We start from the raw sequence: 24,563 nt of genomic DNA, 5'->3' as shown, positions 1-24,563 counted from the left end.
CTGCCTCCTGTTCCGCTTCTGGATCTTTCTGGGATGACGTCAGACGTGCAGGGCGGCGCCGCCGTCGACGTACAGGTCGTGCATCGTGACATGGCCGGCTTGATCGGACACCAGAAACGCGACCGCCTCGGCCACGTCCCCGGGCTGGGCCAGCTTTCTGAGCGGAATGCCGACGCGATACGCGGCCGGCGTGCCGTCTATCGCCACCGCCGGATCGGCCTGCTCACCGAGCATCGAGCGCAGCATGGGTGTGTCGGTCGAGCCGGGTGAGACGATGTTGCACCGGATGCCATATGCGGCGAGCTCCAGCCCCAGACACCGGGTGAACTGGGCGGAGGCGGCCTTTGACGCGGCATAGGCGGCCATCTCCATCCGCGGCACGCCGGCGGAGTTGGACGCCACGGTCACGATCGCGCCGCGGCGACGGGGGATCATCCGGCGGGCCACCGCGCGGCAGACGTTGAACACGCCGCCCGCGTTGACCGAGAACACCTCGCTCCAGTGCCGGTCCGGCAGCTCGACCACCCTGCCGGTGCGCAGGACGCCGGCCGCGTTGACGAGGATGCCGATGGGGCCCTGCTCGTCCTCGACGCACCGGACGAGCGCCTCCACCTCCTCGCTGTCCCGTACGTCGACGGGGTGGCCGCGGGCCGGCAGGCCCTCGGCCTCGAGTTTGGCCACAACGGTGGCGAGCCCCTCGGCGTTGCGATCCGCCGCCGCGACGTGTGCTCCGGCACTCGCCAAGGTGCGCGCCACCGCCGCGCCGATGCCCTGTGCCGCGCCGGTGACCAGCGCGACCTTCGACTCGATTCCGGACAGTTCCATCGCGATCTCCCGCTGTTCGGTCACCCGATGTCCTGGGCCACCGTGGCTCGGTTCGTGGCGGCTCGTTCGGCGTCATAGCCGAACAACCATTGGTGCCGGTCCAGGCCCGACGAGGCGCGGGCGGCCGCGTCGCGGCGTCGCTGCGCGTCTCCGTCGGCCAGGTGGAAGGTGTTCGCGCTGTCGCGCGACTCACGCTGGATCCGGCTCGTACGAGGAAGGCGTATCCGCTCGTAGCGGCGCAGGGCCGCGCCCAGGCCGCCTCCGCCCGCTTCCGCGAGGCAGCGGGCGAGCACGATGGCGTCCTCGATCGCCTGATTCGCACCCTGCGCCCGGAAGGGCAGCATCGGATGCGCGGCATCGCCGATGACGGCCACCCTGCCGGAGCCGAGCCGATCGAGGCTCTCCCGATCGTGCAGCGCCCACCTGCCGACCACGTCCGCCGCGTCGATCAGGCGTGTGACGTCCTCATGCCAACCCGCGTACGCGGGCGCGAGATCGAGCACACTGCCCCGCTCCGACCACGACTCCTCCTGCCAGTCCGACGCGGTGACGGTGGCGCCGAAACTCACCTGCCGGCCGGACGACACCGGGTAGCACACGCAGTGCTGGTCCGGTCCGAACCACAGCCGTACCCGCGGCCCGGCGAGCAAGAAGGGCACCCGTTCGGCCGGCACCAGACCCCGGTAGATCGTCTGTCCGGAGTACCGTGGCCGATCGGACGCGAGCCGCTCCCGCACGATCGAGTGGATGCCGTCGGCGCCCACCACCAGATCCGCCTCGACCGTCGTACCGTCGGACAGCTGCAGCCGCGCGGTGTCGGCGGTCTGCGTCACGGCGGCGCAGCGGGCGGCGAGATGGACGCGCTCGGGCGGTACGAGCGAGAGCAGGCAGCCGTGCAGGTCCGCCCGGTGCAGGGTGTAGTACGGTGCCCCGAACGTGTCAAGACACAGGGCGCCCAGCGGTGTGCGGTGCAACAGCGTGCCGTCGTCCCAACGGCGCATCTCGATCGCCTGCGGCGCCACCGCGACGGCGCGTAGCCGGTCCCCCAGGCCCAGCCGGTGCAGGACCCGGGTGGCGTTGGGCGCCAGTTGCACCCCGGCCCCCACTTCGGACAACCGCGGCGCCTGCTCGTAGACGTGGAAGTCGATGCCGGCCCGGCGAAGGGCGGCGGCGAACGTGAGGCCGGCGATTCCGGCCCCGACTATGGCCACGCTCAGCTGCGGCATGTCGGCCTCATCACGGTTCAGTAGTAGAGGAGCGCCTTGTCCCAGTCCTCGTCAGGACCGAACAGGCTGCGTGGCTTGACCACGTCGGGCATCGAGGTCAGGACGGCGGACGGAACCAGACTGCCCGGTGGCAGCCCCACGACGTCGCTGTCGACACCGAACGTGTCCCGTATCGAGGCCGCCAGCTCCGCCCGGGCGGCCTCCCGGTGCTCTTCCGGCACCTCCAGCTCGACGCGCAGGACCGCCGGCTCCGCCCTTGCCCGCCAGAACAGCACCCTGTACGAGTCCGGGAGGGAGAAGACGAGCTCCTCCAGACGGTGCTGCGTGATCGTCGCCGTGCCGACCCGGTAGCCGAAAGCGGCGCGGCCGAGCACCTTGACCGTGGGAAGACCCCAGCCGCACGCGCAGTCACGGCAAGAGACCGACACGTTGTCCTCGAGGTTGTAGCGCAGCAGCGGCATGGCCTCGCGGTACAGCGGCGTGACCACGAGCTGCCCCTCGCCCTCCGTACGGACGGCGCCGGTCTCCGGGTCGTACACCTCGAACAGCGCCCGGTCGGCCCACAGGTGCAGCCGCCCGTCCGGACACTCGCCGGCCAGGCTGCCGGTTTCGGTGGAGCCGTACTCCTCGATGACCGGCACTCCCCATATCCTGCTGATCCGCTTGCGGCGAACGGTGGTCAGCGGTTCGCCGCCGGTGAACAGCCCGCGCAGCGCGGGGAAGTCGGCGTCGGGCCGGTGCCCGGCGGCGGTCGCCGCGGCGGCCCACAGCAGGTATTCCGTCGCCACCGCCCAGGTCAGCGTCACTTCCAGATCGTGCAGGACACGAACCACGCGGGCGTAAGGCATGGCCAGCGAACGATTGTCGCCGGGCACGACTGTGGCCCCGCACAGCCGCCCGGCGGCGTGTGCGAGGTGGCCCGTCAGCATCAGGGCGTAAGGCGTGCGCACCAGGAAGATGTCCTTGTCCGACATGCCGATCCACTTGCGGGCGAACCGCTCGGCCAGGTCGATCCAGTCCTCCGCGGTGTAGTACGACGGTGTCGGCCGGCCGGCGGTCCCGCTGGACTCGTGGTAGGTGGCCAGCCGCTCCTTGGGCACCGCGAGCATGCCGTACGGATAGTTGTCCCGCAGGTCCTGCTTCGTGGTCAGCGGCAGAGCGGCGAGGTCCGCGGCGTTCGCGGGCAAGGCGGCCGAGTTCAGCCGTTGGCGGTAGAACGGCGAGCGGGCGGCCCAGGAGACTGTCTGCGGCAGCTGTTTCTCCTGGAGCCGCTGCACATCTTCCATGCCGTTCCACTGACCGAGCTGAGGCAGTCCGGAGCTCGAGTCGTTCATGGCTTTTCCTCTCCTAGCAGTCGGTGAGCGTTGTCCCAGGCGACCCGCCGCCACTGCTCGGGCGCTATCCCCAGCGCCTGGAACTTGGCCAGCTCCACAGCGGGGTGCTGCAGCGGGTACTCGGAGCCGAACAACACCCGGTCGGCGCCCAGACGGCGCAGCGCCGCCTCGGCCACGCAGGTGTAACCACCGGAGGTCTCGAGGAGGATGTTGGACTCGTCCTCGATCAAGGCGAGGGCGTAGAAGTCGATGTTGCCGATGCCGCTGTGGCCGAGCACGAAGTTCACCTGAGGGAATCGACGGGCCAGGGCGACCAGGTCGGCCACGCCGGCGCCGGGACGGGCGAGGCAGACCACGTACACGGGGTGGCCGGCCGCGGCCGCCACGTCGACCAGCATCTCGACCTTCGGGTCGGCCAGGCCGACGCCGTGCACGGCGGGCGACACCTCCAGGCCACGGAACTCGGCCGCCCTGACGCGGTAGGAGCCGGGCGCCCGGTGCGGATTGGCGAAGAAGAACGGCACCAGGCGCCCGTCCGTGCCTTCGCAGGCGGCCAGCACGGCGTCGTTGTCAGCGTCGGTCTCGACGTGCCCGCCCTCGATGAGCTGGCGGGACAGCCGGTCGAGGTCGATGGTGCCGCCCGCGCACACCACCGCCCGCTCCAGCCCGCAGTCGTCCAGCGCCGCCAGCAGGCGCTCCCGTGCCCCGGGCCTGGGAGCAAGGCGGACGTGGAAGTCCAGGACGGGTTGCACTGTCATCTCGGTCACCGCTCATTTCCAGATGATCATTTCTCGTTGCTCATTTCTCGATGCAGAACTCATCGATCGGGTAGCCGACGTGCCGTTGCTCGACCGGCAGGTATCCGAGCACCTTCATGCCCGCCGCCAGGTCCGTGACGTTCAGCACCGTGCCACCCGGCCCGAGCACCCGTACGTGCCAGTCGTCTTGGACGATGAGGTTGACGCGAACGCCCGACGGGGCGACCGCGTCGATCGCCAGCATCGGCCGGCTCTCGATCTTGACCCGCCCCACCGTGACGATGCGTACCCGCCCGGTCGAGTCCACGGCGAGCGTCTTGCCGCCGGCGCCGAGTTCGCTGAGGTAGTTGGTGCGTCCCTGGTCCGACAGCGTGTACGAGTGCAGCGCCCCGGCGTTGATCCGGAACGGCCGCGTCGGCATGTAGGGAAGCGGGTGGGTCTCGCTGCAGCACAAGATCATGCCGTGGGAGTACGAGCCGACGAGAATGCCCTCGTCGGGGCGGAACTGCGAACAGGTGTCCACGCACACCCGTTCGCCCATGCCGACCCGCCGGATCGCGGTGACCTCCAGCTCCTCCAGCGACAGGTCGGCCGGCTTGCCCGCCGCGGCGGCCGTCAGGCTGGTGGCCTCACCCGGGGCCCGGGGGGCGAGCATCACTCCGTCGGAGCCGTGCTCGAGCACGCCGAAGACGATTTGCGCCTCTTCGACGTCGGCCACCTGGGTGATGATCGAGCCGTCCGCTCCGGCCCCGGCGGCCAGCACGATCTCCAACGGGATCTTGGTGGGGTCGCGGAAGGCCAGCAAGCTCCACCGGTCGAGGCGCGCCGCCCGGCAGGCCTCCTCGAGGCTGTCGGGGTCGGTGACCTCCACGAACCGGCCGAACTCCACATCGGGGTATTGATGGGCCAGTTCGGCGGGCTCTCCGTGGTGGGCCGGGGAGACGATGACCAGGTCGGCGGGTTCCAGCTTCTCCGGCAGCGGCTCCGCCGGCGGGAACAGAACCTTCTTCACCGTCGGGGGAAGCACCGCCAGGTCGGCCGGATCGGCCGCCACGATGGCATCCACCCGCTGGTGGATGGCCTCCTCGACGATCGCTTCCTTGACTCCGTCGGCGTTGCGGATGTCCAGCCAGCACATTTTCACGGGTTCTCTCCTCTGCCGAGGTCAGGTGGTGAGGGAAAGCCGGTCGTCCAGCGCTTCCCGGTCCGGGTGGTAACGGGGATCGTGAACCAGGTTCGCGATCGTGGCGGCCATCCGGCTGGGCCGGCTCGCCTGGAAGACATTGCGTCCTACGGCCACTCCGGCGGCTCCGCCGCGGAGCGCGTCGGAAACGTGGGCCAGGACGGCGCCGGTCTCCTTCTGGCGGGGTCCGCCGGCCACGATGACGGGTATCGGGCAGGCGCGTACGACCTCGGCCATGTCGCCGGGTGTGCCGGCATAGTCGGTCTTGACGATGTCCGCGCCGAGATCCGCGGCCAGCGACGCGGCGTGTGCCACCAGATCCGGCGCCCGGGAGTCGCTGATCTTCGGTCCTCGGGCGTACATCATGGCGAGCAGCGGGACATTCCAGCGGTCGCAGCCCTCCGACACCGCGGCCAGGTCGGTGACCTGACGGACCTCCTGGTCCGAACCGAGGTTGACGTGCAAGCTGACCGCGTCGGCGCCCAGTCGCAATGCCTCTTCGACGCCGGCGACCAGATACTTGGCGTTCGGATCCGGAGCGTGTCTCGTGCTGGCGCTCAGATGCACGATCAGCGACATGTCGCTGAACCAGCCGTGATCGACGTGGCGGAGACTGCCCTTGTGCAGCACCACGGCGTCGACGCCGGTGCCGGTGAGCTCGCCCACCAGGGCGTTCAGGTCACCACGGCCGAGGGGTCCGTCGGTGACGGAATGATCGAGCGGGACCACGAGCAGGCGTCCGTCACCGTGACGGAACAGGCGTCGCATACGGAGACGCCGGGCGAACGAGGCGTTGTGTACGGCCATGGTGTCCTGCCTCTCTCAAACCGGGGCTGAGGTTGACGATGTGCGCGTGGCATCAGGAGAGCGCTGCTCGTGCCGGCCGAGACGGAACTCCCGGTGCAGGGCGTCGACGGCGTCGACGGTGCGCTCCTTCGGCACGATGACGGACAGCCGCGACTGGGAGGTGGAGATCCAGCTCGTCGGAATTTCGGCTGCGGCCAGGGCCGCCATGAGCCGGGCCGTGTACTCCGGACGGCTGAGCAGGCCCATCCCGACCACCGACACCTTGCCGACGTTCTCGTCGAAATGCACGCCGCCCCCGAAACCGACCGCCACCTCGTGCAATGCGGCCCGAACCGGGTCGGCCTGGCTGCGGCGGATCGTGAATCCCATGCGGAATTCGTTCTCATAAGGTCCGGATCTGGCTACCAGGTCGACCACTGTCCCCTGGGCGGCCAGTGCCCCGAACACGTCAGGGGCCAGGTCGCGGCGGCCGTTCCGGCAATACACGAGAACGCGCGCGACGTCGGTGTCATGGGTGACCGCCACGACGACCCGCCGGGTCTCCAGCGGCCTACCGTCGTGTCGCTCGACGATGGTCGTTCCCGGCGCTTGCGATGATGCGTTTCTGACGCGCACCTCGACCCCTTCCATGGCGGCCAGTTCCACGCAACGGGTATGCAGAATCCGCGCACCCGCGAACGCCATCTCCGCCATGACACCGGGATGGATCCACGGAAGGCATCGGGCGGCGGGAAGGATGCGGGGATCGGCGCTGAAGACACCGTCGACATCGGTGTAGATCTCGCAAGCGGACGCACGCAGTCGCGCCGCCAGCGCTACCGCGGTCGTGTCCGAGCCGCCGCGCCCGAGGGTGGCGATGTCTCCGGCATGGTTGACTCCCTGGAATCCGGTGACGACGGCGACCTTGCCCTCGTCCAGAACCGCCTGCACCGGCGCCGCCCCGATCCTTGAGATGAGCGCGTCGCCATGCCGATCGGTCGTCCGTATCCCGGCCTGGTGGGCCGTCAGCGAGATCGCCGGCACTCCCAGTCCGTTCAAGGCGAGGGCCATCAATGCCGCCGACTCGGATTCGCCGACGGCCAGCAACTGATCCAGCTCCCGGGACGGACACGCCGGGCCGATGTCGACAGCCAGCCGCAGCAGATCATCAGTCCTGCTTCCCCGCGCGGAGACGACCACGACCAGCGACCGCCCCCGCCGCCGCTCCCGCGCGATACGCAGGGCGGCGTTGCGAACGCGGTCGAGCGTCTCCAAAGAAGTCCCGCCATATTTCTGAACCAGCACATCCATGGTCGTGTCACCGCCTGATAGCGAACTCGGCTGAGCACGACATTAATCGCGATGTGCCGCCTTTCCCACTACTCTCGCGTGTATTGCCACCTCATGCAGGTATTCACGCCATGGCCCCCACCGGGGGTAGCGCGTGATTCTCAGCAGTTTCTCCGGCGGGTACGCAATGAGGACGCGCCGTCCAGATGTGCCGAGCGTTTCTGATGGCGGATTCACGCCACCGTTCGCCTACCCGGGCAGCGCGGGGATCGCTCGCTCAGGCAGCCGCCCGGCAAAGGGGTCCTGATATTTACCGGCGGCCGTCTTCCACCGCCTTATAAATGCACCGCGCGACCGGGATGTCCCATCGCATCACCCGTTCACGGGAATTTCGCGGAAATCGCGGGAACGGGTGACGCCGCCCGCCCCACCGGAAGCAGAGACTGCTGAAGGTGAAAGAGCGTGCCGATATCGGTTGGGAGGCTCTCGCGTGTCCATGAGACAACTATCCGTCAGCCAACGGTCTCGAGCGGCCGTCGTTCTTGCGGGACGGTGGCCGTCGCGGTGGCTCGGCGCACTGCTGCCGGGGGAACCGGCCCCCGGACGGCTCTTGAAGTTCGCCATCGTCAACATGTGCACCGTGACTGTCCTGCTCCTCGGAGCCGGCGCCATTCTGCTGGCCGCGAGCGGCGAACTGGGCTGGGCGGGAATCTGCGTCCTGGGCTGTTTCTGCCTGGACGGCATCGACGGTGCGCTCGCCCGGAAGCTCGGGGTCACCAGTCCGTTCGGCGCCCAGATGGACTCGCTGGCGGATCTCTGCGGGTTCGGGGTGGCGACACCGCTGCTGGCCTATCACTGGCTGAACGGCGCCGCCCCGCACTACACGATCGTGGCGGCGTGCGCCGTCCTGGCCACCTGCGCGATGATCCGGCTGGCCCGCTTCAACGTGCAGCCCAAGGACGCACGGTATTTCTCCGGCCTTCCGGCGGCGATGCCCGCCGTCATCCTCGCCGTCACCATCCACTTGGGTATCGAGCCGGTCGTCGGCCATGTGGCGGTGATCGGGGCTCTGGCCGTCCTCATGATCACTATGTTCCCGTATGCGAAGTTCGGTCTGCTCACCGCTCTTCCGTGGTGGGTGTGGCTGATCTTGATCGCCGCGGTGCCGGCAAGCCCGAAGGTGACCTTCGGGCTGCTAGTCGCCGCTTACCTGACGTCGGGACCGGTCATGTGGGTGCGGGAACGATTCGCCCAGCCGGCTCAGGCTGTGGCGACGGAGTCGCCCCCCGCCACCAGGGAAACCGCCGGGGCGTTCGCGCCGTCACCGGAGCGGCACGTCCGTGTCGCGGTCATCGGGGCCGGTTTCGCCGGACTGGGGATGGCCATCCGGCTCAAGCAACGCGGCATCGACGACTTCGTCGTGCTCGAGCGCGCCGACGACGTGGGCGGGACCTGGCGGGACAACATCTATCCCGGCGCCTCCTGTGACGTGCCCTCCAATCTCTACTCGTACTCGTTCGCGCCCGACCCGGGCTGGACCCGTACGTTCCCCTCGCAGCCGGAGGTCCAGAGATACCTGCGGCGCTGCGCGGCGGAGTTCGGATTGAACCGGCATCTTCGCTTCGGTCACGAGATGCTGGCCTCCGAATGGCACGAGGATTCCGCTCGCTGGCGCGTCGTCACCTCGAAGGGATCTCTGACGGCGGACGTCCTGGTGGTCGCGACCGGCCCGCTCAGCGAGCCCGCCAGGCCATCCGTTCCCGGGTTGGAGCGCTTCGCCGGCACCACCTTTCATTCGGCGACCTGGGATCCCTCTTACGACATAAGCGGCAAGCGTGTGGCAGTGATCGGCACTGGCGCCTCCGCGGTCCAGTTCATTCCGGCGATCCAGCCGAAGGTCGCCGAGCTCTACGTTTTCCAGCGCACCCCTCCGTGGGTGATTCCTCGCTGGGATCGCAACAAGACGTTCCTCGAAAGAGGACTCTTCCGCAGGTGGCCGGGCGTGCAACGGCTGGCGCGAGCCGCGGTCTACCTGTGGCGGGAGTCGCTCATCCTCGGCCTGACGTTCGATCAGCGCATGCTCAAGCCGGTGGAGAGGCTGGCGCGGCGTCACCTGCGTCGGCAGGTCGGCGATCCTGAGCTGCGTGCGGCGCTGACTCCCGACTACAGGCTCGGCTGCAAACGGATCATCCTCTCCAGCGACTACTTCCCCGCGATCACTCAGGCGAACACCGAACTGGTGACGAGCGAGATCCGCGAGGTGCGCCGGAACTCGATCATCAGTGCTGACCGGACTGAACGCATGGTCGACACGATCATCTTCGGCACCGGATTCGAGTCGGCCAACATGCCCATCGCCGGTCGGCTTCGCGGACGGCACGGCCGGCTGCTCGCCGACGCCTGGCGCGAAGGCGCGGAGGCCTACCTGGGCACGGCCATAGCCGGCTATCCCAACCTCTTCATGCTTCTGGGGCCGAACACCGTCTCCGGGCAGAACTCGTCGCTGCTGACGATGGAGGCCCAGGTCGACTACGCGATCGACGCCGTACGGTTCATGAACGAGGCCGATGTCGCGACGGTGGAGGTACGCGCGGAGGTCCAGGCGTCATTCGTATCCGACGTCCAGCGGAAGATGACCGGGACCGTGTGGTCGTCCGGGTGCAGGAGCTGGTATCTCGACGCCCGCGGCCGTAACACCACACTGTGGCCCGGTTTCACCCGTGCCTTCCGCCAACGGACCCGCCGGTTCGACCACGAGAACTACGTTGTACGGGTCCGCTCCCCGAAGCCCCTCGACCGAGAGTGGTCGACATCCAGAACGGGCGCCTGAGGTTCGCTGAAGGAGTTCCAGCCGTCGCGCCGTCAGCGCGGCGGCTTCGGAACGAGATCGGGATCCATCTCATCCCGATGTTCCCCGGCCGAAGGGCGCCGTCTCTTCGACCACCAGCCGTCTCTTCGACCACCAAGGGTCCCGAGCACATCGAGCCGGAGCGCGCCTTCGCCTGGAAGCAGAAGGCCTTCGCCTGGAAGCAGACGGCGGGGAACGCTGACCTCGGCGCCGGACCCGGACGTGTAGGTGGGTGACACCGTCCTCCCTCCCTCCGCAACGATCCGGGGTGTCTCGGCGCGTGTCCGTCCCATGCGAAAGCCGCCCGGCTCGGGCATCGCGTCGTCTGGACCACACGATGCCCGAGCCGGGCGGCGGGTTCGATCCGGGATCCGCGCCGACGAGGCCGGGGAGGCGACGGCGGAGTGCCGGCCGCGATCTGTGCCTGAGACCGCGGCCAGGGCACTCAGCCGGGCCGGCGGCTCACACCTCCTCGCTCATCTCGATCGCGGCAGCGGGACAGCCGACGGCGGCCTCACGCACCAGGGCGTGCTGGTCCGCGTCGGGCTCAGGCTCCAGAAGGACGACGATGCCGTCGTCCTCGCGCTGGCCGAACACCTCCGGCGCGAGCAGCGCGCACTGGCCGGAGCCGTAGCATTTGGCCTGGTCAACGGTGACTTTCATGTCGATGTCCTCCTTGTCGATCGAGTGCCGGTGAACAATGCCTTGGTCCGCGGCCAGCGGTGCCAGGCGACGATGCCGACTATGACCAGCCAGATCAGCGGGACCCAGGGGGGATCGTCGATGACGAGCACGTTGGTGAGGGTGGCCAGTACCAGCAGCGTCGCCAGCCCGAGCGCCGCGAGGCCGGCCAGCGCGGGGATGAGCACGCCGATCCCGCCGGCCAGCTCCGCGAAGCCGACCAGGTATCTGAGCCATTGGCCGGCGCCGATGCGGGTGAACAGGTCCAGCATCGACTGCGCACCGAAGAGCTTCAGCATCCCGCCGATGATGAAATCGAGGCCCACCACGATCTGCACCGCCAAGAGCACCTTGTCACGCAGGCGCCCCCGCGAGACGGTCTTGCTGACGGCATGTTCGCTCACGCTGTCCACCTCGTTTCCGAGAAAATATCGCCGCACTTCTGGACCAGCACGTCCATGGTCGTATCACCGCCTGTATATCGAGCTCGGCTGAGCACGACATTAATCGCGATGCGCCGCCATTCCCACTACTCACGCGAGTAGGGCCACCTCATGCAGGTATTCACGCCATGGCTCCCGGCCGAATCCCGCGGGAGTATCACGTGATTTCTTGTCCGCTTCTCCGGCGGTTGCGCGATGAAGACGCGCCATCCCGATGCGTCGAGTGCTTCCGGTGGCGGATTCACGCCATTGTTCGCCCACATACGGCAGCGCGGGAGTTGCTCGCTCAGGTAGTTGTCCAGCCCGTTCCGCCATCGCAGGATCGAAGAAGAAACCCTGATCTCACGCGAAAGGGCCCGATATGTTCGGGACGAACTCGGGCATGGTCGACTCCACGTACGACTTGGCCGATCTCGGCGAGGACGGACGTGCCTTCGCCTTGCTCTATCGACCGCGCTCGGCCCGGCAAGCGCCGATAGAGGTTCTCGTCGGCGAGGTCTCCTGCGTGGACCGCCTCGCCGACCTGCCACTGCCCGATCTGCCGGCGCTCACCGCACGACGGGCCGAGGCCGGGCACGACCTTCTCGTGGCGGTTCCGTACCGGCAGATCGTCGAGCGCGGGTTCGCCTGTCATGACGATCACGCTCCGTTGCTGGCCATGCGTGTCCAAGCGCGGGCCGAACTCAGCCGAACCGAAGCCCTCACGCGTCTGCCCGACGAGAACGTGCGCGTGTTCGACGCCGGATTCGACATCGACGATCAGGACTATGCGGCGAGCGTGCGGCCGGTTCTGCGCGATGAGATCGGACAGGGCGCCGGGTCCAATTTCGTCATCAGACGCTCCTTCGTGGCACGGGTGCACGATTACTCGGTTCGTACGGAACTCGGCATCTTCCGCCGGCTCCTCACCGGCGAGCTCGGGTCCTACTGGACATTCCTGTTCCACACCGGTGCCGGAACATTCATTGGCGCGTCGCCGGAACGGCACGTCAGCCTGACCGACGGCACGGTGATGATGAACCCGATCAGTGGAACCTACCGGCATCCGCCCGGCGGTCCCGACATAGCGGGGCTCCTGGAATTTCTCGACGACCCGAAGGAGGCGAACGAACTCTACATGGTCGTCGACGAAGAATTGAAAATGATGGCACGAATGTGTTCCTCGGGCGGCCGCGTCCACGGCCCATTTCTCAAGGAAATGGCGCGCCTGACCCACACCGAGTACGTCCTGAGCGGCCACAGCGATCTCGACGTGCGCGACGTGCTCCAGGAAACCTTGCTCGCGCCGACCGTCACGGGCAGTCCTCTCGAGAACGCCTTCCGGGTCATCAGCCGTCATGAGGCGACGGGCCGCGGATACTACGGCGGCGTCCTCGCGCTGATCGGCCACGATTCTCTCGGCAGCCGCACACTCGACTCGTCCATCATGATCCGGACCGGCGAGTTCGGAGATGACGGCCGGCTGCGTCTGGGCGTCGGCGCCACCCTTGTCCGGGATTCGGATCCCGACTCCGAGGTGGCCGAGACCCGCGCCAAGGCCGCGGGCATGCTCAAAGCGCTTGGCCTCGCGCAAGAAGCCCGCCGCGCGGACAAGCCGCCCACCGTGGCGGAAACGCACGCGTCGCCGGCCGCCGATCCGCGGGTGCGCCGGGCGCTGAAGGCCCGCAACACCACGCTGTCCCGGTTCTGGCTCGAGGGAGCCCACCGGGCCGCACCGGACCCGGCGCTGCGCGGGCGGCGCGTGCTGGTCGTCGACGGCGAGGACACGTTCACCGCGATGCTCGGCCATCAACTGCGCGCCCTCGGGCTGGAGACCACGATCGCGCGGTTCGACGACTCCCTGATCCCGGAGGCGTTCGAGATCGTCGTGGTCGGCCCCGGCCCCGGCGACCCCTGCGATGAGACGGATCCGCGGATCGGCGCGCTGCGCGCGCTCACCCGTGAGCTGCTCGCCGGCACCGTCCCCTTCCTCTCCATCTGCCTGGGCCATCAGGTGCTCGCCGCCGAACTCGGCTTCGAGGTCGTCCGGCGCAAGGTACCCAACCAGGGTGTTCAGCGGCTGATCGATCTGTTCGGCCGACCTGAACGCGTGGGCTTCTACAACACCTACAGTGGCCTTTCCGAACAGGAGCTCGTCTCCTGCGCGGGAGTACGCGAGCCCGTACGCGTCAGCCGTGACCGCCGATCAGGCGAGATTCACGCGCTGCACGGTCCAGGCTTTCGATCTGTGCAGTTCCATCCCGAATCGGTGCTCACCCAGCACGGACCGCAGATCCTCGGCGAGTTGCTGGCATCGCTGCTTCCCGCCGGCGTCAGGGCTTGAGCGCTCCCCTGCGGGATGCTCCCGCGACGCCCGCGTGCGGCCGGGATTTGATGTGGCGCGCCGTGTACACGTAGGCGGGAGGGAGGTTCGCCCAGACGATCTTGCCGACGGCGACCTCTCCGAAAACAGCTTCCAGCAGTCGGCAGAAGCGGCGTGCCGGCGGAGACCACGCGGCGTGGACGTACGCGAACGCCGCGAACGTCCCGTCCGGCGCCAGACAGTCCCGGACAGCGCTCATCAGCCGATGTTGCAGGGTCTGGGAGAACAGCGCGTGGGGAAGACCGCTGATGATCGCATCGGCGCGTTCCCAACCTTGCTGGTCAAGGAGCCGGCGCACATGCAGCGCGTCGCTGACGACCACATCGACGGCCGGGAACCGGTCGCGCAGCAGAGCAGCGAACCTGTCGTTCAGCTCCACAGCCAGGTGGCGGCCACGTCCGTGGAGCCGGCGCTGGATCTCGGTGGTGAACGCGCCGGTGCCGGGTCCGAGCTCCACGACCACCGGATCGCCCTCTTCGGGCAGCGCCGCGGCCATGTGCCTGGCGACACGCCGCGAGCTCGGGATCACCGATGCGGTGCGGAGCGGGTTCCTCAGGAACTCGCGGATGAAAAGATTGTGCCCAGTATCCATGTCAGATCACCCAGTATTTTAGGGGGCGGTCTCGAATTCGCCGACCGGGCATTCTTACTTCAGCCCGGTCATTCGACGGACGCAGAATGAGTTTAGCGAATTCAAGGCCGGCAAGTCACCACTCGACTCGAGTAGTGGCTACTACCTGAATAGGGGGCTCAGCCGATATCGCCTGCAGTGGCGCGCTCCATGGCAACGACGACAGGAACCGGAATGGCTTTCCGAACAGCCTTACACCTCAAAAGGAGAGCCGTTGACGACGAAATTCCGGCGGACGGCACCGGCTGCGTCTAATTCTCGGCGGCGAACGCAGGGAAGCCTTTTAGCCCGACGTTCCGAGAAATGCCCGGCGTACTCGGCCATCGCCACCTGCCCATTGCCGGAATGCGCCGGAGGCCTGCCGATCGGCAGGCCTCCGGCGGGCTTGGAGTCTCTGGGATCAGGTCACAGAGCGGTCCGGGGCACGCTGGTCCTGGACGGCCACCGTCGGCTGCTCGCCGGGTACGCGCGTGCGCACGAGGGCGACGACCGACAACGCGCTGAGCACCGTCGCCAGGGTCATGGCTCCCCGCATCCCCCCAGGCTGGTAGGAGGAGAGGGACCACACCAGCGTGGCCAGCGCGGGCCCCAAGGCGAACCCCATCGTGCGGGCGAGGCTGGTGGAGGAGCCTGTGGTCGCCAGCAACGGCGGCGGCGCGTTGGTCATCGCCATCGCCATGTTGGGGGCGTTGAACAGGCCGTTTCCGCAGCCGGCCAGGAACAGCCGCCACGCCAGATCGGTAAGGCTCCATGAGCCGTCCATCGGCAGGAGGAGAGCCAAGCCGACGGTGAACAGAGCCGCTCCCAGGACGGCCGTCTTCCGGGATCCCCACCAGTCGCCCAAGAAGCCGCCGACCGGTCCCATCAAGGCCATGCCCGCGGGGAAGACCAGGACCGTGACGCCGACGGCCGACGCCGACTCACCGAGTTCCCGTTGCATGAAGAACGGGATCATGAAGAACACGGTGCCGATGGCCGTCGCGGCCGAGGTCAGCGCAATATGCGGTCCCACCTCCCCCGGAACACGGAAGAGATTGCGGATGGCGCCGCTGATGGGCATGCGCAACCAGAAGACGAGCAACGGCAGCGCGATGAGCGCGAGCAGCATCCATGCCGGCCCCTCGCTCGCCGTGAAGGAAAGGGCGAGCAAGAGCGCGGCGACCGCTGCGCTGAGCAGCAGAGCCTCGGTGAACCACGTACGATCGGGCGCTCGCAGTGGCGCGTTCGACGGCAGCATGCGCAGTCCGACCGCCATGACGAGGACGCTCACCGGGACGTTGACGAAGAAGATCCACGGCCAGCCCAGCGCGTCGACGATCAGGCCGCCCAGTCCGGGCCCGCTGATGAGTCCAAGCGGGCCGAGAGTTGTGATCAGCCCCATCGCCCGGCCGCGCGCCTGAGGTTTGACGGCCGTCGTGGCCAGCGCGGGAACCAGCGAGAAGAGGAGCGCGCCGAAGGTTCCCTGGATCAGCCGCGCGCCGATCAGCCAGGCCAGGTTGGGCGAGAGTCCCGCTGCGACGCTCGCGAGTGCGAAGCCGGTGAGCGAGAACACCAGCGCCGGGCGCCGCCCGACACTGTCCAGCCAACGGCCGCTCGGCAGCGCCAAGCCGGCGAGTGGGAGCAGGTAGGCGAGCACTACCCACTCGGTCATGGTGGTGGCGATCCCCAGGTCGCGCTCGATCGCCGGCAGCGCGACATTGACGATGCTCATGTCCACGGACGCCATGAACACGGCCAAGCCGGCGGCGACCACCAGCCACCATCGGTTTCGGTCCGTTTCCGCTTGCGCTACAGGGCTTCCGCGACGATCAGTCCCGTCGGCCATGGCAAGATCTCCCTAGTCTCGGCAGGCCCGAGCTCAGCTTCTTGACCGTGCGCCGAACTCGGCTTCGGTGCGTTCGCGATCGCTGCTGACGAGAGCGGCTGGAGGCCGGGATGAAGCGCAGCGCCGGCTCATCAGCAATCGCCACCGCACAGGACGCCCGGTCAGAGGCAGGAAACCGGGCGGTGCTGCCTGTGCGCCTGGGGGAATGATGGAACGCACACCTGGAGTTTACATCAATCCAGATAGATAAATCAATCTGGATTAGTTGACTTCTCGCTGGGGGCACGGCAGCGGCCCTCAGTGCAGCCCCTTCTTGCCGGGCGCCCAGAAGGGCTTGACCTTGATGGCGGTCCGGGGCCAGTTGCGCTGGCGTACGAGGTGGTCGCGGAGCAACTGGCAGGTCCTGGCCTCGCCGGCGATGTAGGCGGCGCCGGCGTTGCCGGGCAGGTCGAGCCCGGTCAGCGCGGCGAGCAGGGTGGCGGAGGAGGCGGCGGGGGCGCCGCGGCGGTGCACTCGGCGCAGCTGGTGCGGCCCCGGCATGGGCAGGTCGTGTTCAGGGGATTCGCTCTCCAGCACACCGAGCACCCGGGCCGACGCGCCCAGGGTGCGGATCATGGGGCCGAAGGCGGCGCCGGCGGTCTCCTCGCCGAGGAACAGGTGGTACGGCGCGCCGTCGCGGGTGAAGAAGTCGCTCTGCGGCCACCAGAAGGTCACCGGGTCGCCGGGCCGGGCCTCCTGGGCCCAGCGCAGTCCGATGCCGTCGCCGCCGTACAGGTGCACGCGCAGCTCGACCGCCGCCTCTTCGGGTGCGTACTCCCAGATCGTGTACGTGCGCAGCGTGTCGGCGGGCCGCAGGATGCCTCGCACCGACAGCGGGTCGTTGATCTGGACCCGGATGTGCTGGCCGGGGGTGTAGGGAAAAGCGAGGGGCTGGGTGGCTGTCAGCCGGATGCGCCGCATCGTGGGTGTGACCTGCTCGGTCTCGGCGACGCGCGCCTCGACGATGTACCTGGCCAAGGCCCCCGCCAGCGGGTTGCGTGATCTCATATCGATCCTTAGAGACTATAAGTTCTCTTATGGTCTCTAAGGAAACATAGATGCCTTAGGATGTCAACGCGTCAGGAGAGGACCGAGGAGGGCGCGATGGCCGCCCAGCCGGGAGGCCGGCGGACAGGAAGGCGCGCACCAGCCGGTCGTAGCGCGGCCGGTCGGTGTTCGTGGATGAGGCTGAGCCGGTCGATGTCCACGCCGGTGCGCCAGGCCGTAAACCCATGAGGTGTACGACGTATACCCCGATGGCGAAGCACGCTCACCCGACGGGGGACGGTCTGGACCCGTCTTCCCACCGGGTCAGATCCAGCCGCGCTCCCGCGCCGCCAACCCCGCCTGGAATCGGGTGATGGCGTTCAGGTCGCGCATGACGGCGTGGATGCGGCGCTGCACCGTGCGCAGCCCGAGCCCCAGCGCCCGCGCGATGGCCTCGTCCGTCAAGCCGCCCGCGAGCAGCGCGAGCAGATCCCTGGTCACGTCGTCGGGCTCATCGGAGGCGACAGCGGCACGGGGTGCCGCGCGTAAGGGGAACCCGCGCCGCCACTCCAGTTCGAACAGCGCGATCAGCGCGTCGAGCAGGGCGGACGGGTGCAGGATGAACGCCGCGTCGATGGAGTAGGCCCCGTTGCGGATGGGGATCAGCGCGAGCGAGTCGTCGGCGATCCACATTTTGGCCGCCGCCCCGGCCACCACGCGGGCCTGCTCGCCGTGTGCCACGGAATCCCGGATGAGGCGCAACTTGCCGGGGAGCGCCAGGGACTCCAGGTCGTACACGCTGCGGTAGTCGATGCCCGACTTGAGCATTCGGCGCTCGCGATCCACGTTGCCGGCGTGGCCGCTCATGACGTACGGGGGCTTGTCGATGTTGCGGAACATGGTCTGGGCGCTGTCCTGGAGCGCGTACGCCCTGCTGATGATGTTGTCGGTCCCCGTGACGACCTCGACCTGCTCGGCCGGATGCGCCGCGTAGCGCGAGGCCAGGTTGAACGACGTGGTGAGCTCGTGAATGGCCGTGCGCACCTGGTGGAGCTCCTCCTCCTGGCGGGTGAGCAGCGGTCTGACGGCGATGTCGGGGGCGACGGCGACGTAACGGGCGCGACGGCCCGGCAGCCTGCTGGCAAGGCCGCGCCGCGCGAAGGCCGCCAGCGTGCGGGCCGCCAGGAGCGTCGAGACGCCGCAGTGCGTGGCGAGTTCGGCGGCGGATGATCGCGGATTCTCGACGAGCATCGCGTACAGGCGGCTCTCGGCCGGTGACAGGCCGATCGCTTCGAGCATCGGCGACGCCCTTTCTCCCGATGACAGCTGGTTCTCCCGATGACAGCTGGCGGATTACCGCCACCTGGCGGGTTTTGGCCCGTTCGGCGGACTTGCGCCCTGACTGATCACCAGATTAGGTCAGCGAAGAAACGATCTCCATCGCGCGCGGGCGACGATGGCCGGTGTTTCTCACGTCTGGAGAAGGTTGTGCGCATGCTGTCCACCCCCCGGCGCCGCAGACTTGTGGCCTTACTCGGGGCCGTACTCGCCGTGCCTCTCGTCGCGGCCCCGGAAACGGCCGCCGCGACGACCGCCGCGACGACCGCGACGGCCGTGACGACCACGGCCGTCAAGGCGAACGCCCCGGTAGCCGGCACACCGCCGGTCAAGATCACGCTGATCACCGGGGACACCGTCACCTACAAGAAGGACGGCGCGGGCCGCGCGTCGGCCACTCTGGAGCCCGCCGAGGGCCGGGAGGTGCCGACGTACCAGGCCGAGCAGGACGAGCACGGTTACTACGTGATCCCCGCTGACGCCGGACCTTACGTCGACAAGGGCCTGCTGGACAAGGAACTGTTCAATGTCGACTACCTGGCGGCCAACGGGTACGGCGACGCCAAGGCCGCGCAGATCCCGCTCATCCTCCAGTACCAGCCGCAGACCAAGGCCGGCGACCTGGCGGGCAAGGCCAGGTCGCTGAAGGGCGGCGCGGAGCCGATGGTGCTGGAGAGCATCGACGGCGCCGCGATCAAGGTGGACAAGAAGCAGGCCCCGGCGTTCTGGCAGTCTCTGGGAGCAGGCCGGAACAACGCCAAGGCGCTCACGGACGGCCTTCGCAAGGTGTGGCTCGACGGCAAGGTGAAGGCGCTCGACGACGTCAGCAACCCGCAGGTCGGCGCCCCCGCGGCCTGGGCGGCCGGGTACGACGGCACGGGCGCCAAGGTGGGCGTCATCGACTCCGGCATCGACCTCGCGCATCCCGACCTGCAGGGCAGGATCGTCTCGTCCCGCAACTTCGTCCCCGCGGGCAGCCCGGGCGGCGGCAACCCCGACGAGGTCACCGATCGGGTCGGCCACGGCACCCATGTGGCGGCCATCATCGCGGGCAGCGGCGCCGCCTCGAACGGCAAGTACAAGGGCGTCGCCCCCGGCGCCCAGCTGACCATCGCCAAGGCGCTGGACGACACGGGCAGCGGCAACAACTCCGAGATCATCGCGGCGATGCAGTGGCAGGCGGCCACCGAGCGCGTCCGGGTGATCAACATGAGCCTCGGCAGCAGGAACCCGACCGACGGCACCGACCCGCTGAGCCAGGCGGCCAACGAGCTGACCGCCGAGTACGGCACGCTGTTCGTCGTCGCGGCGGGCAACTCGGGCCCCGGCCGGTACACCGTCGCCTCTCCCGGCGCGGCGACCTCGGCGCTCACCGTCGGCGCGGTGGACTCGGCAGACAAGATCGCTTCGTTCTCCAGCCGCGGCCCGCGCCTGGGCGACGACTTCGCGATCAAGCCGGAGCTCACCGCGCCCGGAGTGAACATCATCGCGGCGCGCGCGGCGGGCACCTCGCTGGGCGAGGGCAGCAGCGTCCCGGGCGGCGGCCCGGTCGACGAGCACTACACCGCGGCGTCCGGCACCTCGATGGCCACCCCGCACGTGGCGGCCTCCGCGGGCATCCTCGCCGCCCAGCACCCCGACTGGACGGCCGACCAGCTCAAGACCGCGCTGACGGGCACCGCGAAGCCGGGCGACGCCACGGTCTACGAGCAGGGCTCGGGGCGGCTGGACGTCGGACAGGCCGTCACCCAGCAGGTCTTCGACGACCTGGCGACGGTCCACGCGGGGTTCACCGACCCGTACACCGGCCAGACGCTGACCAGGAAGGTGACCTTCCGCAACACCGGCGCGGAGCCTGTCACGCTGGACCTTTCCATGGCGCTGAAGCGCGGCAGCGCCGGCCAAGAGGCCGAGCCGCCCTCCGGGATGGCCACGCTCAGCCCGTCGTCGCTGACCGTCCCGGCGGGCGGCACGGCGAGCGCGGTCCTCACCATCGAGCCCACGCTCGGCGAACCCGGCTGGTACGAGGGACGCCTGACGGCCACCGCGGGAACGGCCCGCTTGACGGCGCCGATCGCGTTCCGCAAGCAGGCCAGGATGAACACCGTGCGCGTCAGGTTCGTGGGCCGGCCGGAATGGACGCTGAACCCCGGGAACGTGTCCGTCGTCCGGGTCAGCGACACCGACCCGCTCCTCGAAGGCGAGCCGATGACCGTGACCACGGGGGACTGGCGGGCCACCGGCACGCCCGGCACGCTGGAGACGGAGTTCAAGCTCGCCCACGGCGGCGTCTACTCCATCGCCGACACGCCCTGGTGGTACACCAAGCCCGACCGGCAGATCCAGTACGCCACGCTGCTCGCCCCCGAGATCAAGCTCGACGGCGACACCACGGTGACCCTGGACGCGACCAGGGTCGAGCCGATCGAGGTCAGCACACCGCGCAGGTCGGAGCCGGTGTTCATGAACCTGATGTACTCCCGGACGACCGCCTCGGGCCGGATGTACGCGGGTGCGTCGCTGATCAGCTATGAGCCGGTCAACAGGGGCAAGTACTGGGTCACGCCGGTGCGGACGGCGCCCACGGTGGGCACCTCCACGTTGCTGTTCGACCAGATCCGCCGCGCCCCCGAGGTCGAGCTGACCGTGCCGGGAGTGCGGCTCAACCCTCACTACGTGAGCGAGCACGACCCGCTGGTGCCGAAGTTCGCCGCCGACCAGCGCCTGAGCCTGACCACGGGCGACGACATGCGCGGCGGCGCGGACGTGCGCGGCAAACTGGTCCACCTCCCGGCCAGGGACTCGCTCCAGCTCTTGCTGACCGACCTGGAGCTGGCCATCAAGGCGGGGGCCGCGGGCGTGGTCACCAGCGACCGGTTCGCCTGGCTGCTCTCCTCCTCGGTCTACGCGGCCCACAACAAGATCCCGGTGCTGTGGATCGACAGCGGCGAGGCCGACCGGCTCGGCAAGGCGCTGACCCGCAAGCCGTACCCGAGCGCCGCCCTGCGCGCCACGCCGACCACCCCGTTCGAGTACAAACTGGCCTACTACGTGAAGGGGACCACGGCGGGCCGCCTGAGCTTCGCTCCGAAGGCCCGCGACCTCACCGAGATCGACACCACCTACCATGCGCAGTTCGCCCCGAAGACGGGCACGTGGGGGCCGTACGCGGACTTCACCGAGGTCAACCACACCTACACCCCCGAGCAGCGCCTCAGTGTCCGCGGCTCGCACCACTTCGCCGGGCCCACGGCCAGGACCGAGTACTACAACGCGCCCGGCCGTGACGTGTTGTGGGAGCGCCACTACACCTTCTTCGACGCCGCCACGTTCAGCGGGCGCTTCGCCTTCTCCGCCCGGGGCTTCACCCGCGCCACCCAGGAGCGGGAGGACTGGAACGAGGCCCTCGTCCCCGCGCAGCTCACGACCGGCACCGGCGTGCCGGACTGGGTCGGCCCGGGCGTCTACTGCGACGGCTGCCGCCAGGGCGACCGGCTGCGGCTGCGTGCGCTCAGCCCGATCGGCTTCGGCTACTACTCCGACGCCTCCGACCCGAGTCATATGTACCAGGGCGCGCCGGGGACCGAGGAGACCCGCCTGTTCAGCGGCGCCGAGGAGGTCAAGCCGCAGTACGACGACCTGGGCGTGCCCTACTACACCGTCCCCACCGATCTACGTACGTACCGGCTGACGAACTCGTGGAAGGACGCGTTCGCCGGCAAGCACCCCGGCACCGCCGTCGAGACCACGTGGACGTTCCGCTCCGCCCGCCCGGCGAGCGGCAGCCCCGCGTACCCCTGCCTGGACGCCGCGCTGTGGGATGACAAGCAGCCCTGCGCCCAGGTGCCCATGATCCGGCTCCAGTACGGGCTCGGGCTGCCGGAGAACGACACGGTCCAGGGCGGCAGGCCGTTCACCTTCACCGTCAAGCCAGAGGGCGGCAGGTCGCCTTCCCTCCGGGGAGTCTGGATCTCCAGCGACAAGGGCGCGCACTGGACGCGGGCGACGGTGCTCCCCCGCGACAAGGTGCTCGTGCTCAACCCCAAGGGCCCGGGCAGCGTCTCGATCAAGGTCGAGGCGAAGGACAAGGACGGCAACGCCGTCCAGCAGATCCTCGCCGACGCCTACCTCGTGAAGTAGCCGCCGGAGCGGGGGGCGGGACACTCCGCCCCTCCGCTCCTTGTTCGTGGTCGTGATCGCTCCCGTGGTGATCATCGTTCCTTCACCGCCCCCGCGAGCCACCGGCTGTTGTCCACGGCCATGGTCCGTATCTCCTGCTCGGAGAAGCCCGCGGCGAGCAACCGGTCGGCGAGCAGCGCCAGGCCGTCCTCAACGGGAGGGTTGAAGGGCTGGCCGAGATCGCTGGAGAGCACGGAGTGCTCCGGGCCCACCGCCCTGATGTTCTCCAGCCACAGATCCCAGGAGACCTTCCCGGTGTGCGGGGTGGTGAAGCACCGTTCGAGCAGGGCGCCCTTGGCGGCGAGCGCGCGCTGACGTTCCAGGCCCACGCGCTGAGAGGTGAACTCCGGATGCGTGATCACGATCCGCCGCACGCCCTCCTCGACGGCGGCGTCCACGACGGCGGCGATCTCGTCGGAACTGAGGTGGCCGGTGGCGAGCGTCATGTCGTGCGCCGCGATCACCTTGAGCACCTGACGGGTGATCTCCAACGCCTCGCCGTCCGGCCCCACCACGTCCACCGGATCGGCCGCCATGCCGGCGGCCCGCAGCTCGTCCTGGAGCTGAACCCACATAGGCGGCTTGGCACCTTCGGGATCGCTCGCCGTGCAGACCCGCTGGTTGGCGCTGTCCACGGTCGGCAGCCATACGAACTGCGCCCCGCCGCGACCGGCGATCTCCACGGCGATCGGGTTCATGCCGCCCACCGAGCCGTTCAGGGTGATCGCTCCGACCGCGCCGAAGCCGGGCACGGCGTTGCGCACCACCTCGGCTCGTTCCGCCGTCGGCACGTAATGCGACTTGAGCACGAACCCGGTGAGGCCCACCTCGGCGAAGCGGGACGCGAGGGTCAGATCGTCGACGCTGCGCTTCATCACATCGGGTGCGATGTGGACGTGGATGTCGTAAGCGCCCGCCACGAGGTCGCGAGCACGGTCCGACGGTGCCGGATGCCCGGCCGGTCGATCTGTCACGTCGTCTCCCTGTCCCCATTCGGTGAAATGGATGGTTAACAATTTCGGAGACAACATCAAGACCTTCACGGAAAGTGTGCGGTTGCGGTCAGGCGGGCGCCCGGCCAGGCCCCGCCCCCTACCGGGCCAGGGAAGAGGATGCGTTCGCGCTGCTGCGCAAGGCGTGGATCACGCTGCCGAGGTGGCGCCGGGCGGCCTGTTCCGCGGCGGCGGGGTCGCGGCTGCAGATGGCATCGATGATCGCCAGGTGCTCGGGAAGCGAGACGGACGGCCGCCCGGGCTGCATGGCCAGCCGGAACTGGTGCCGGACGGACTGCCCGCGCAACCGTTCGATCACGCCTCCGGCCGTGCCTTGCCCGCTCATCTCAATGATGCGGCGGTGCAGCCGCTGGTTCAGCTCCGAGTAGGTCATGACCGCCCCGGCGTCGACGGCCGCGGCCATCTGCTCGCGGATCTCGTGCAACTCGGCGATCTCCACCTCGGTCACCTGCCGTGCTGCCTTGGCCGCGCAGAGCCCTTCGACCACCATCCGGACCTCGGTGATCTCGATCGCCTCGGCGAGTGAGACCGCGCGCACCCGGGCGCCCCGGTTGGGGATGCGCTCGACCAGTCCTTCGTTGCTCAGTTGGAGCAACGCGGAGCGTACGGCTCCGCGGCCGGCCGAGAACCGCTCCGACAGGTCTGCCTCGACCAGCCGTTGGTCCGGCACGAAATCGCCGCTCATGATCGCTGCGCGGATGGCCTCAGCGACCGCGTCGGACTCGGATCGGGCATCACGCGAAGCCGGCACGTAGTCCTCTTTCCTTCGTAGACAGTAAGGGTGACAACGATATTGTTAGCAATTTTGCACATGA

Annotated in this window: 18 protein-coding genes; 3 read left to right on the top strand and 15 right to left on the bottom strand. The window is 68.8% G+C overall.

The annotated features are described in order from the left end of the window. Window positions 1-39 precede the first annotated feature (39 nt). From ACIBX3_RS24255 to ACIBX3_RS24225, 7 genes are read right to left on the bottom strand one after another with little or no spacing between them, the layout of a single operon-like run. Window positions 40-825, bottom strand: a complete 786-nt coding sequence (locus ACIBX3_RS24255) for a 2,3-dihydro-2,3-dihydroxybenzoate dehydrogenase (RefSeq protein ID WP_397121027.1) — start codon at window positions 823-825, stop codon at window positions 40-42. Window positions 826-845: 20 nt separating this feature from the next. Further along, complete coding sequence (locus tag ACIBX3_RS24250; RefSeq protein ID WP_397120561.1) at window positions 846-2,051, bottom strand: FAD-dependent monooxygenase; 1,206 nt, start codon at window positions 2,049-2,051, stop codon at window positions 846-848. 17 nt (window positions 2,052-2,068) lie between these two features. After that, window positions 2,069-3,385: a phenylacetate--CoA ligase family protein gene (locus ACIBX3_RS24245; protein WP_397120559.1), complete on the bottom strand. Its 1,317-nt coding sequence runs from the start codon at window positions 3,383-3,385 to the stop codon at window positions 2,069-2,071. Beyond that, window positions 3,382-4,143: an amidohydrolase family protein gene (locus ACIBX3_RS24240; protein WP_397120557.1), complete on the bottom strand. Its 762-nt coding sequence runs from the start codon at window positions 4,141-4,143 to the stop codon at window positions 3,382-3,384. Before ACIBX3_RS24240 ends, ACIBX3_RS24245 begins: the two co-directional genes overlap by 4 nt. 40 nt (window positions 4,144-4,183) lie before the next feature. After that, complete coding sequence (locus ACIBX3_RS24235; RefSeq protein ID WP_397121026.1) at window positions 4,184-5,281, bottom strand: 3-dehydroquinate synthase II family protein; 1,098 nt, start codon at window positions 5,279-5,281, stop codon at window positions 4,184-4,186. Between the two features lie 27 nt (window positions 5,282-5,308). Continuing rightward, window positions 5,309-6,133, bottom strand: a complete 825-nt coding sequence (locus ACIBX3_RS24230) for a 2-amino-3,7-dideoxy-D-threo-hept-6-ulosonate synthase (protein ID WP_397120555.1) — start codon at window positions 6,131-6,133, stop codon at window positions 5,309-5,311. Between the two features lie 15 nt (window positions 6,134-6,148). Continuing rightward, complete coding sequence (locus ACIBX3_RS24225; RefSeq protein WP_397120553.1) at window positions 6,149-7,423, bottom strand: aspartate kinase; 1,275 nt, start codon at window positions 7,421-7,423, stop codon at window positions 6,149-6,151. 475 nt (window positions 7,424-7,898) lie between these two features. Here ACIBX3_RS24225 and ACIBX3_RS24220 point away from each other — a divergent pair, with 475 nt between their 5' ends. Beyond that, entirely contained in the window at window positions 7,899-10,232 is a 2,334-nt protein-coding gene (locus ACIBX3_RS24220) for an NAD(P)-binding domain-containing protein (protein WP_397120552.1), read from the top strand. 480 nt (window positions 10,233-10,712) lie between these two features. Here the strand turns inward: ACIBX3_RS24220 and ACIBX3_RS24215 are convergent, their stop codons facing one another. Together ACIBX3_RS24215 and ACIBX3_RS24210 are read right to left on the bottom strand one after the other, a co-directional pair. Beyond that, window positions 10,713-10,913, bottom strand: a complete 201-nt coding sequence (locus ACIBX3_RS24215) for a ferredoxin (protein WP_397120550.1) — start codon at window positions 10,911-10,913, stop codon at window positions 10,713-10,715. Further along, the gene (locus ACIBX3_RS24210) at window positions 10,910-11,335 is read right to left on the bottom strand and encodes a DoxX family protein (RefSeq protein ID WP_397120548.1); all 426 of its coding nucleotides are present in this window, start codon (window positions 11,333-11,335) and stop codon (window positions 10,910-10,912) included. The genes ACIBX3_RS24215 and ACIBX3_RS24210 overlap by 4 nt, the downstream gene beginning before the upstream one ends. 421 nt (window positions 11,336-11,756) lie before the next feature. Between ACIBX3_RS24210 and ACIBX3_RS24205 the strand changes: the two genes are divergently transcribed. After that, complete coding sequence (locus ACIBX3_RS24205; protein WP_397120547.1) at window positions 11,757-13,697, top strand: anthranilate synthase family protein; 1,941 nt, start codon at window positions 11,757-11,759, stop codon at window positions 13,695-13,697. On the opposite strand, the gene ACIBX3_RS24200 is transcribed toward ACIBX3_RS24205, so the two are convergent. From ACIBX3_RS24200 to ACIBX3_RS24185, 4 genes are all read right to left on the bottom strand, one after another. Further along, the gene (locus ACIBX3_RS24200) at window positions 13,687-14,328 is read right to left on the bottom strand and encodes a class I SAM-dependent methyltransferase (RefSeq protein ID WP_397120545.1); all 642 of its coding nucleotides are present in this window, start codon (window positions 14,326-14,328) and stop codon (window positions 13,687-13,689) included. The two genes, ACIBX3_RS24205 and ACIBX3_RS24200, sit on opposite strands and share 11 nt — an antisense overlap. Before the next feature lie 439 nt (window positions 14,329-14,767). Further along, on the bottom strand, window positions 14,768-16,093 hold the full coding sequence (locus ACIBX3_RS24195; protein WP_397121025.1) for an MFS transporter: 1,326 nt from the start codon (window positions 16,091-16,093) through the stop codon (window positions 14,768-14,770). Window positions 16,094-16,489: 396 nt separating this feature from the next. Continuing rightward, window positions 16,490-17,239 carry a siderophore-interacting protein gene (locus ACIBX3_RS24190; RefSeq protein WP_397120543.1) on the bottom strand — a complete coding sequence of 250 codons (750 nt, stop codon included), beginning with the start codon at window positions 17,237-17,239 and terminating at the stop codon, window positions 16,490-16,492. A 303-nt stretch (window positions 17,240-17,542) separates the two neighbouring features. Further along, window positions 17,543-18,517 (bottom strand): helix-turn-helix domain-containing protein, encoded by a 975-nt coding sequence (locus ACIBX3_RS24185; protein ID WP_397120542.1) that lies wholly within the window; start codon window positions 18,515-18,517, stop codon window positions 17,543-17,545. A gap of 195 nt (window positions 18,518-18,712) precedes the next feature. Between ACIBX3_RS24185 and ACIBX3_RS24180 the strand changes: the two genes are divergently transcribed. Then, a complete protein-coding gene (locus tag ACIBX3_RS24180; protein WP_397120540.1) occupies window positions 18,713-22,696 on the top strand; it encodes a S8 family serine peptidase in 3,984 nt (1,327 codons plus the stop codon). A gap of 71 nt (window positions 22,697-22,767) precedes the next feature. On the opposite strand, the gene ACIBX3_RS24175 is transcribed toward ACIBX3_RS24180, so the two are convergent. Together ACIBX3_RS24175 and ACIBX3_RS24170 are read right to left on the bottom strand one after the other, a co-directional pair. Beyond that, window positions 22,768-23,709, bottom strand: coding sequence for a DUF6282 family protein (locus tag ACIBX3_RS24175; protein WP_397120538.1), 942 nt, complete (start codon window positions 23,707-23,709; stop codon window positions 22,768-22,770). 118 nt (window positions 23,710-23,827) lie between these two features. Next, a complete protein-coding gene (locus ACIBX3_RS24170) occupies window positions 23,828-24,433 on the bottom strand; it encodes a GntR family transcriptional regulator (RefSeq protein WP_397120537.1) in 606 nt (201 codons plus the stop codon). Window positions 24,434-24,563 lie beyond the last annotated feature (130 nt).

It is taken from the genome of Nonomuraea sp. NPDC049480 (assembly GCF_044465905.1).
Classification (GTDB): Bacteria; Actinomycetota; Actinomycetes; order Streptosporangiales; family Streptosporangiaceae; genus Nonomuraea.
Note: the sequence above shows the minus strand (reverse complement) of the source record. Positions and strands in the feature narration are given on the sequence as shown.

Excerpts from the sequence above, each read along its gene's own strand:
- ACIBX3_RS24255 (WP_397121027.1), bottom strand. The coding sequence starts at position 825 with ATGGAACTGTCCGGAATCGAGTCGAAGGTCGCGCTGGTCACCGGCGCG.
- ACIBX3_RS24250 (WP_397120561.1), bottom strand. The coding sequence starts at position 2,051 with ATGCCGCAGCTGAGCGTGGCCATAGTCGGGGCCGGAATCGCCGGCCTC.
- ACIBX3_RS24245 (WP_397120559.1), bottom strand. The coding sequence starts at position 3,385 with ATGAACGACTCGAGCTCCGGACTGCCTCAGCTCGGTCAGTGGAACGGC.
- ACIBX3_RS24240 (WP_397120557.1), bottom strand. The coding sequence starts at position 4,143 with ATGACAGTGCAACCCGTCCTGGACTTCCACGTCCGCCTTGCTCCCAGG.
- ACIBX3_RS24235 (WP_397121026.1), bottom strand. The coding sequence starts at position 5,281 with ATGTGCTGGCTGGACATCCGCAACGCCGACGGAGTCAAGGAAGCGATC.
- ACIBX3_RS24230 (WP_397120555.1), bottom strand. The coding sequence starts at position 6,133 with ATGGCCGTACACAACGCCTCGTTCGCCCGGCGTCTCCGTATGCGACGC.
- ACIBX3_RS24225 (WP_397120553.1), bottom strand. The coding sequence starts at position 7,423 with ATGGATGTGCTGGTTCAGAAATATGGCGGGACTTCTTTGGAGACGCTC.
- ACIBX3_RS24220 (WP_397120552.1), top strand. The coding sequence starts at position 7,899 with ATGAGACAACTATCCGTCAGCCAACGGTCTCGAGCGGCCGTCGTTCTT.
- ACIBX3_RS24215 (WP_397120550.1), bottom strand. The coding sequence starts at position 10,913 with ATGAAAGTCACCGTTGACCAGGCCAAATGCTACGGCTCCGGCCAGTGC.
- ACIBX3_RS24205 (WP_397120547.1), top strand. The coding sequence starts at position 11,757 with ATGGTCGACTCCACGTACGACTTGGCCGATCTCGGCGAGGACGGACGT.
- ACIBX3_RS24200 (WP_397120545.1), bottom strand. The coding sequence starts at position 14,328 with ATGGATACTGGGCACAATCTTTTCATCCGCGAGTTCCTGAGGAACCCG.
- ACIBX3_RS24195 (WP_397121025.1), bottom strand. The coding sequence starts at position 16,093 with ATGGCGTCCGTGGACATGAGCATCGTCAATGTCGCGCTGCCGGCGATC.
- ACIBX3_RS24190 (WP_397120543.1), bottom strand. The coding sequence starts at position 17,239 with ATGAGATCACGCAACCCGCTGGCGGGGGCCTTGGCCAGGTACATCGTC.
- ACIBX3_RS24185 (WP_397120542.1), bottom strand. The coding sequence starts at position 18,517 with ATGCTCGAAGCGATCGGCCTGTCACCGGCCGAGAGCCGCCTGTACGCG.
- ACIBX3_RS24180 (WP_397120540.1), top strand. The coding sequence starts at position 18,713 with ATGCTGTCCACCCCCCGGCGCCGCAGACTTGTGGCCTTACTCGGGGCC.
- ACIBX3_RS24170 (WP_397120537.1), bottom strand. The coding sequence starts at position 24,433 with ATGAGCGGCGATTTCGTGCCGGACCAACGGCTGGTCGAGGCAGACCTG.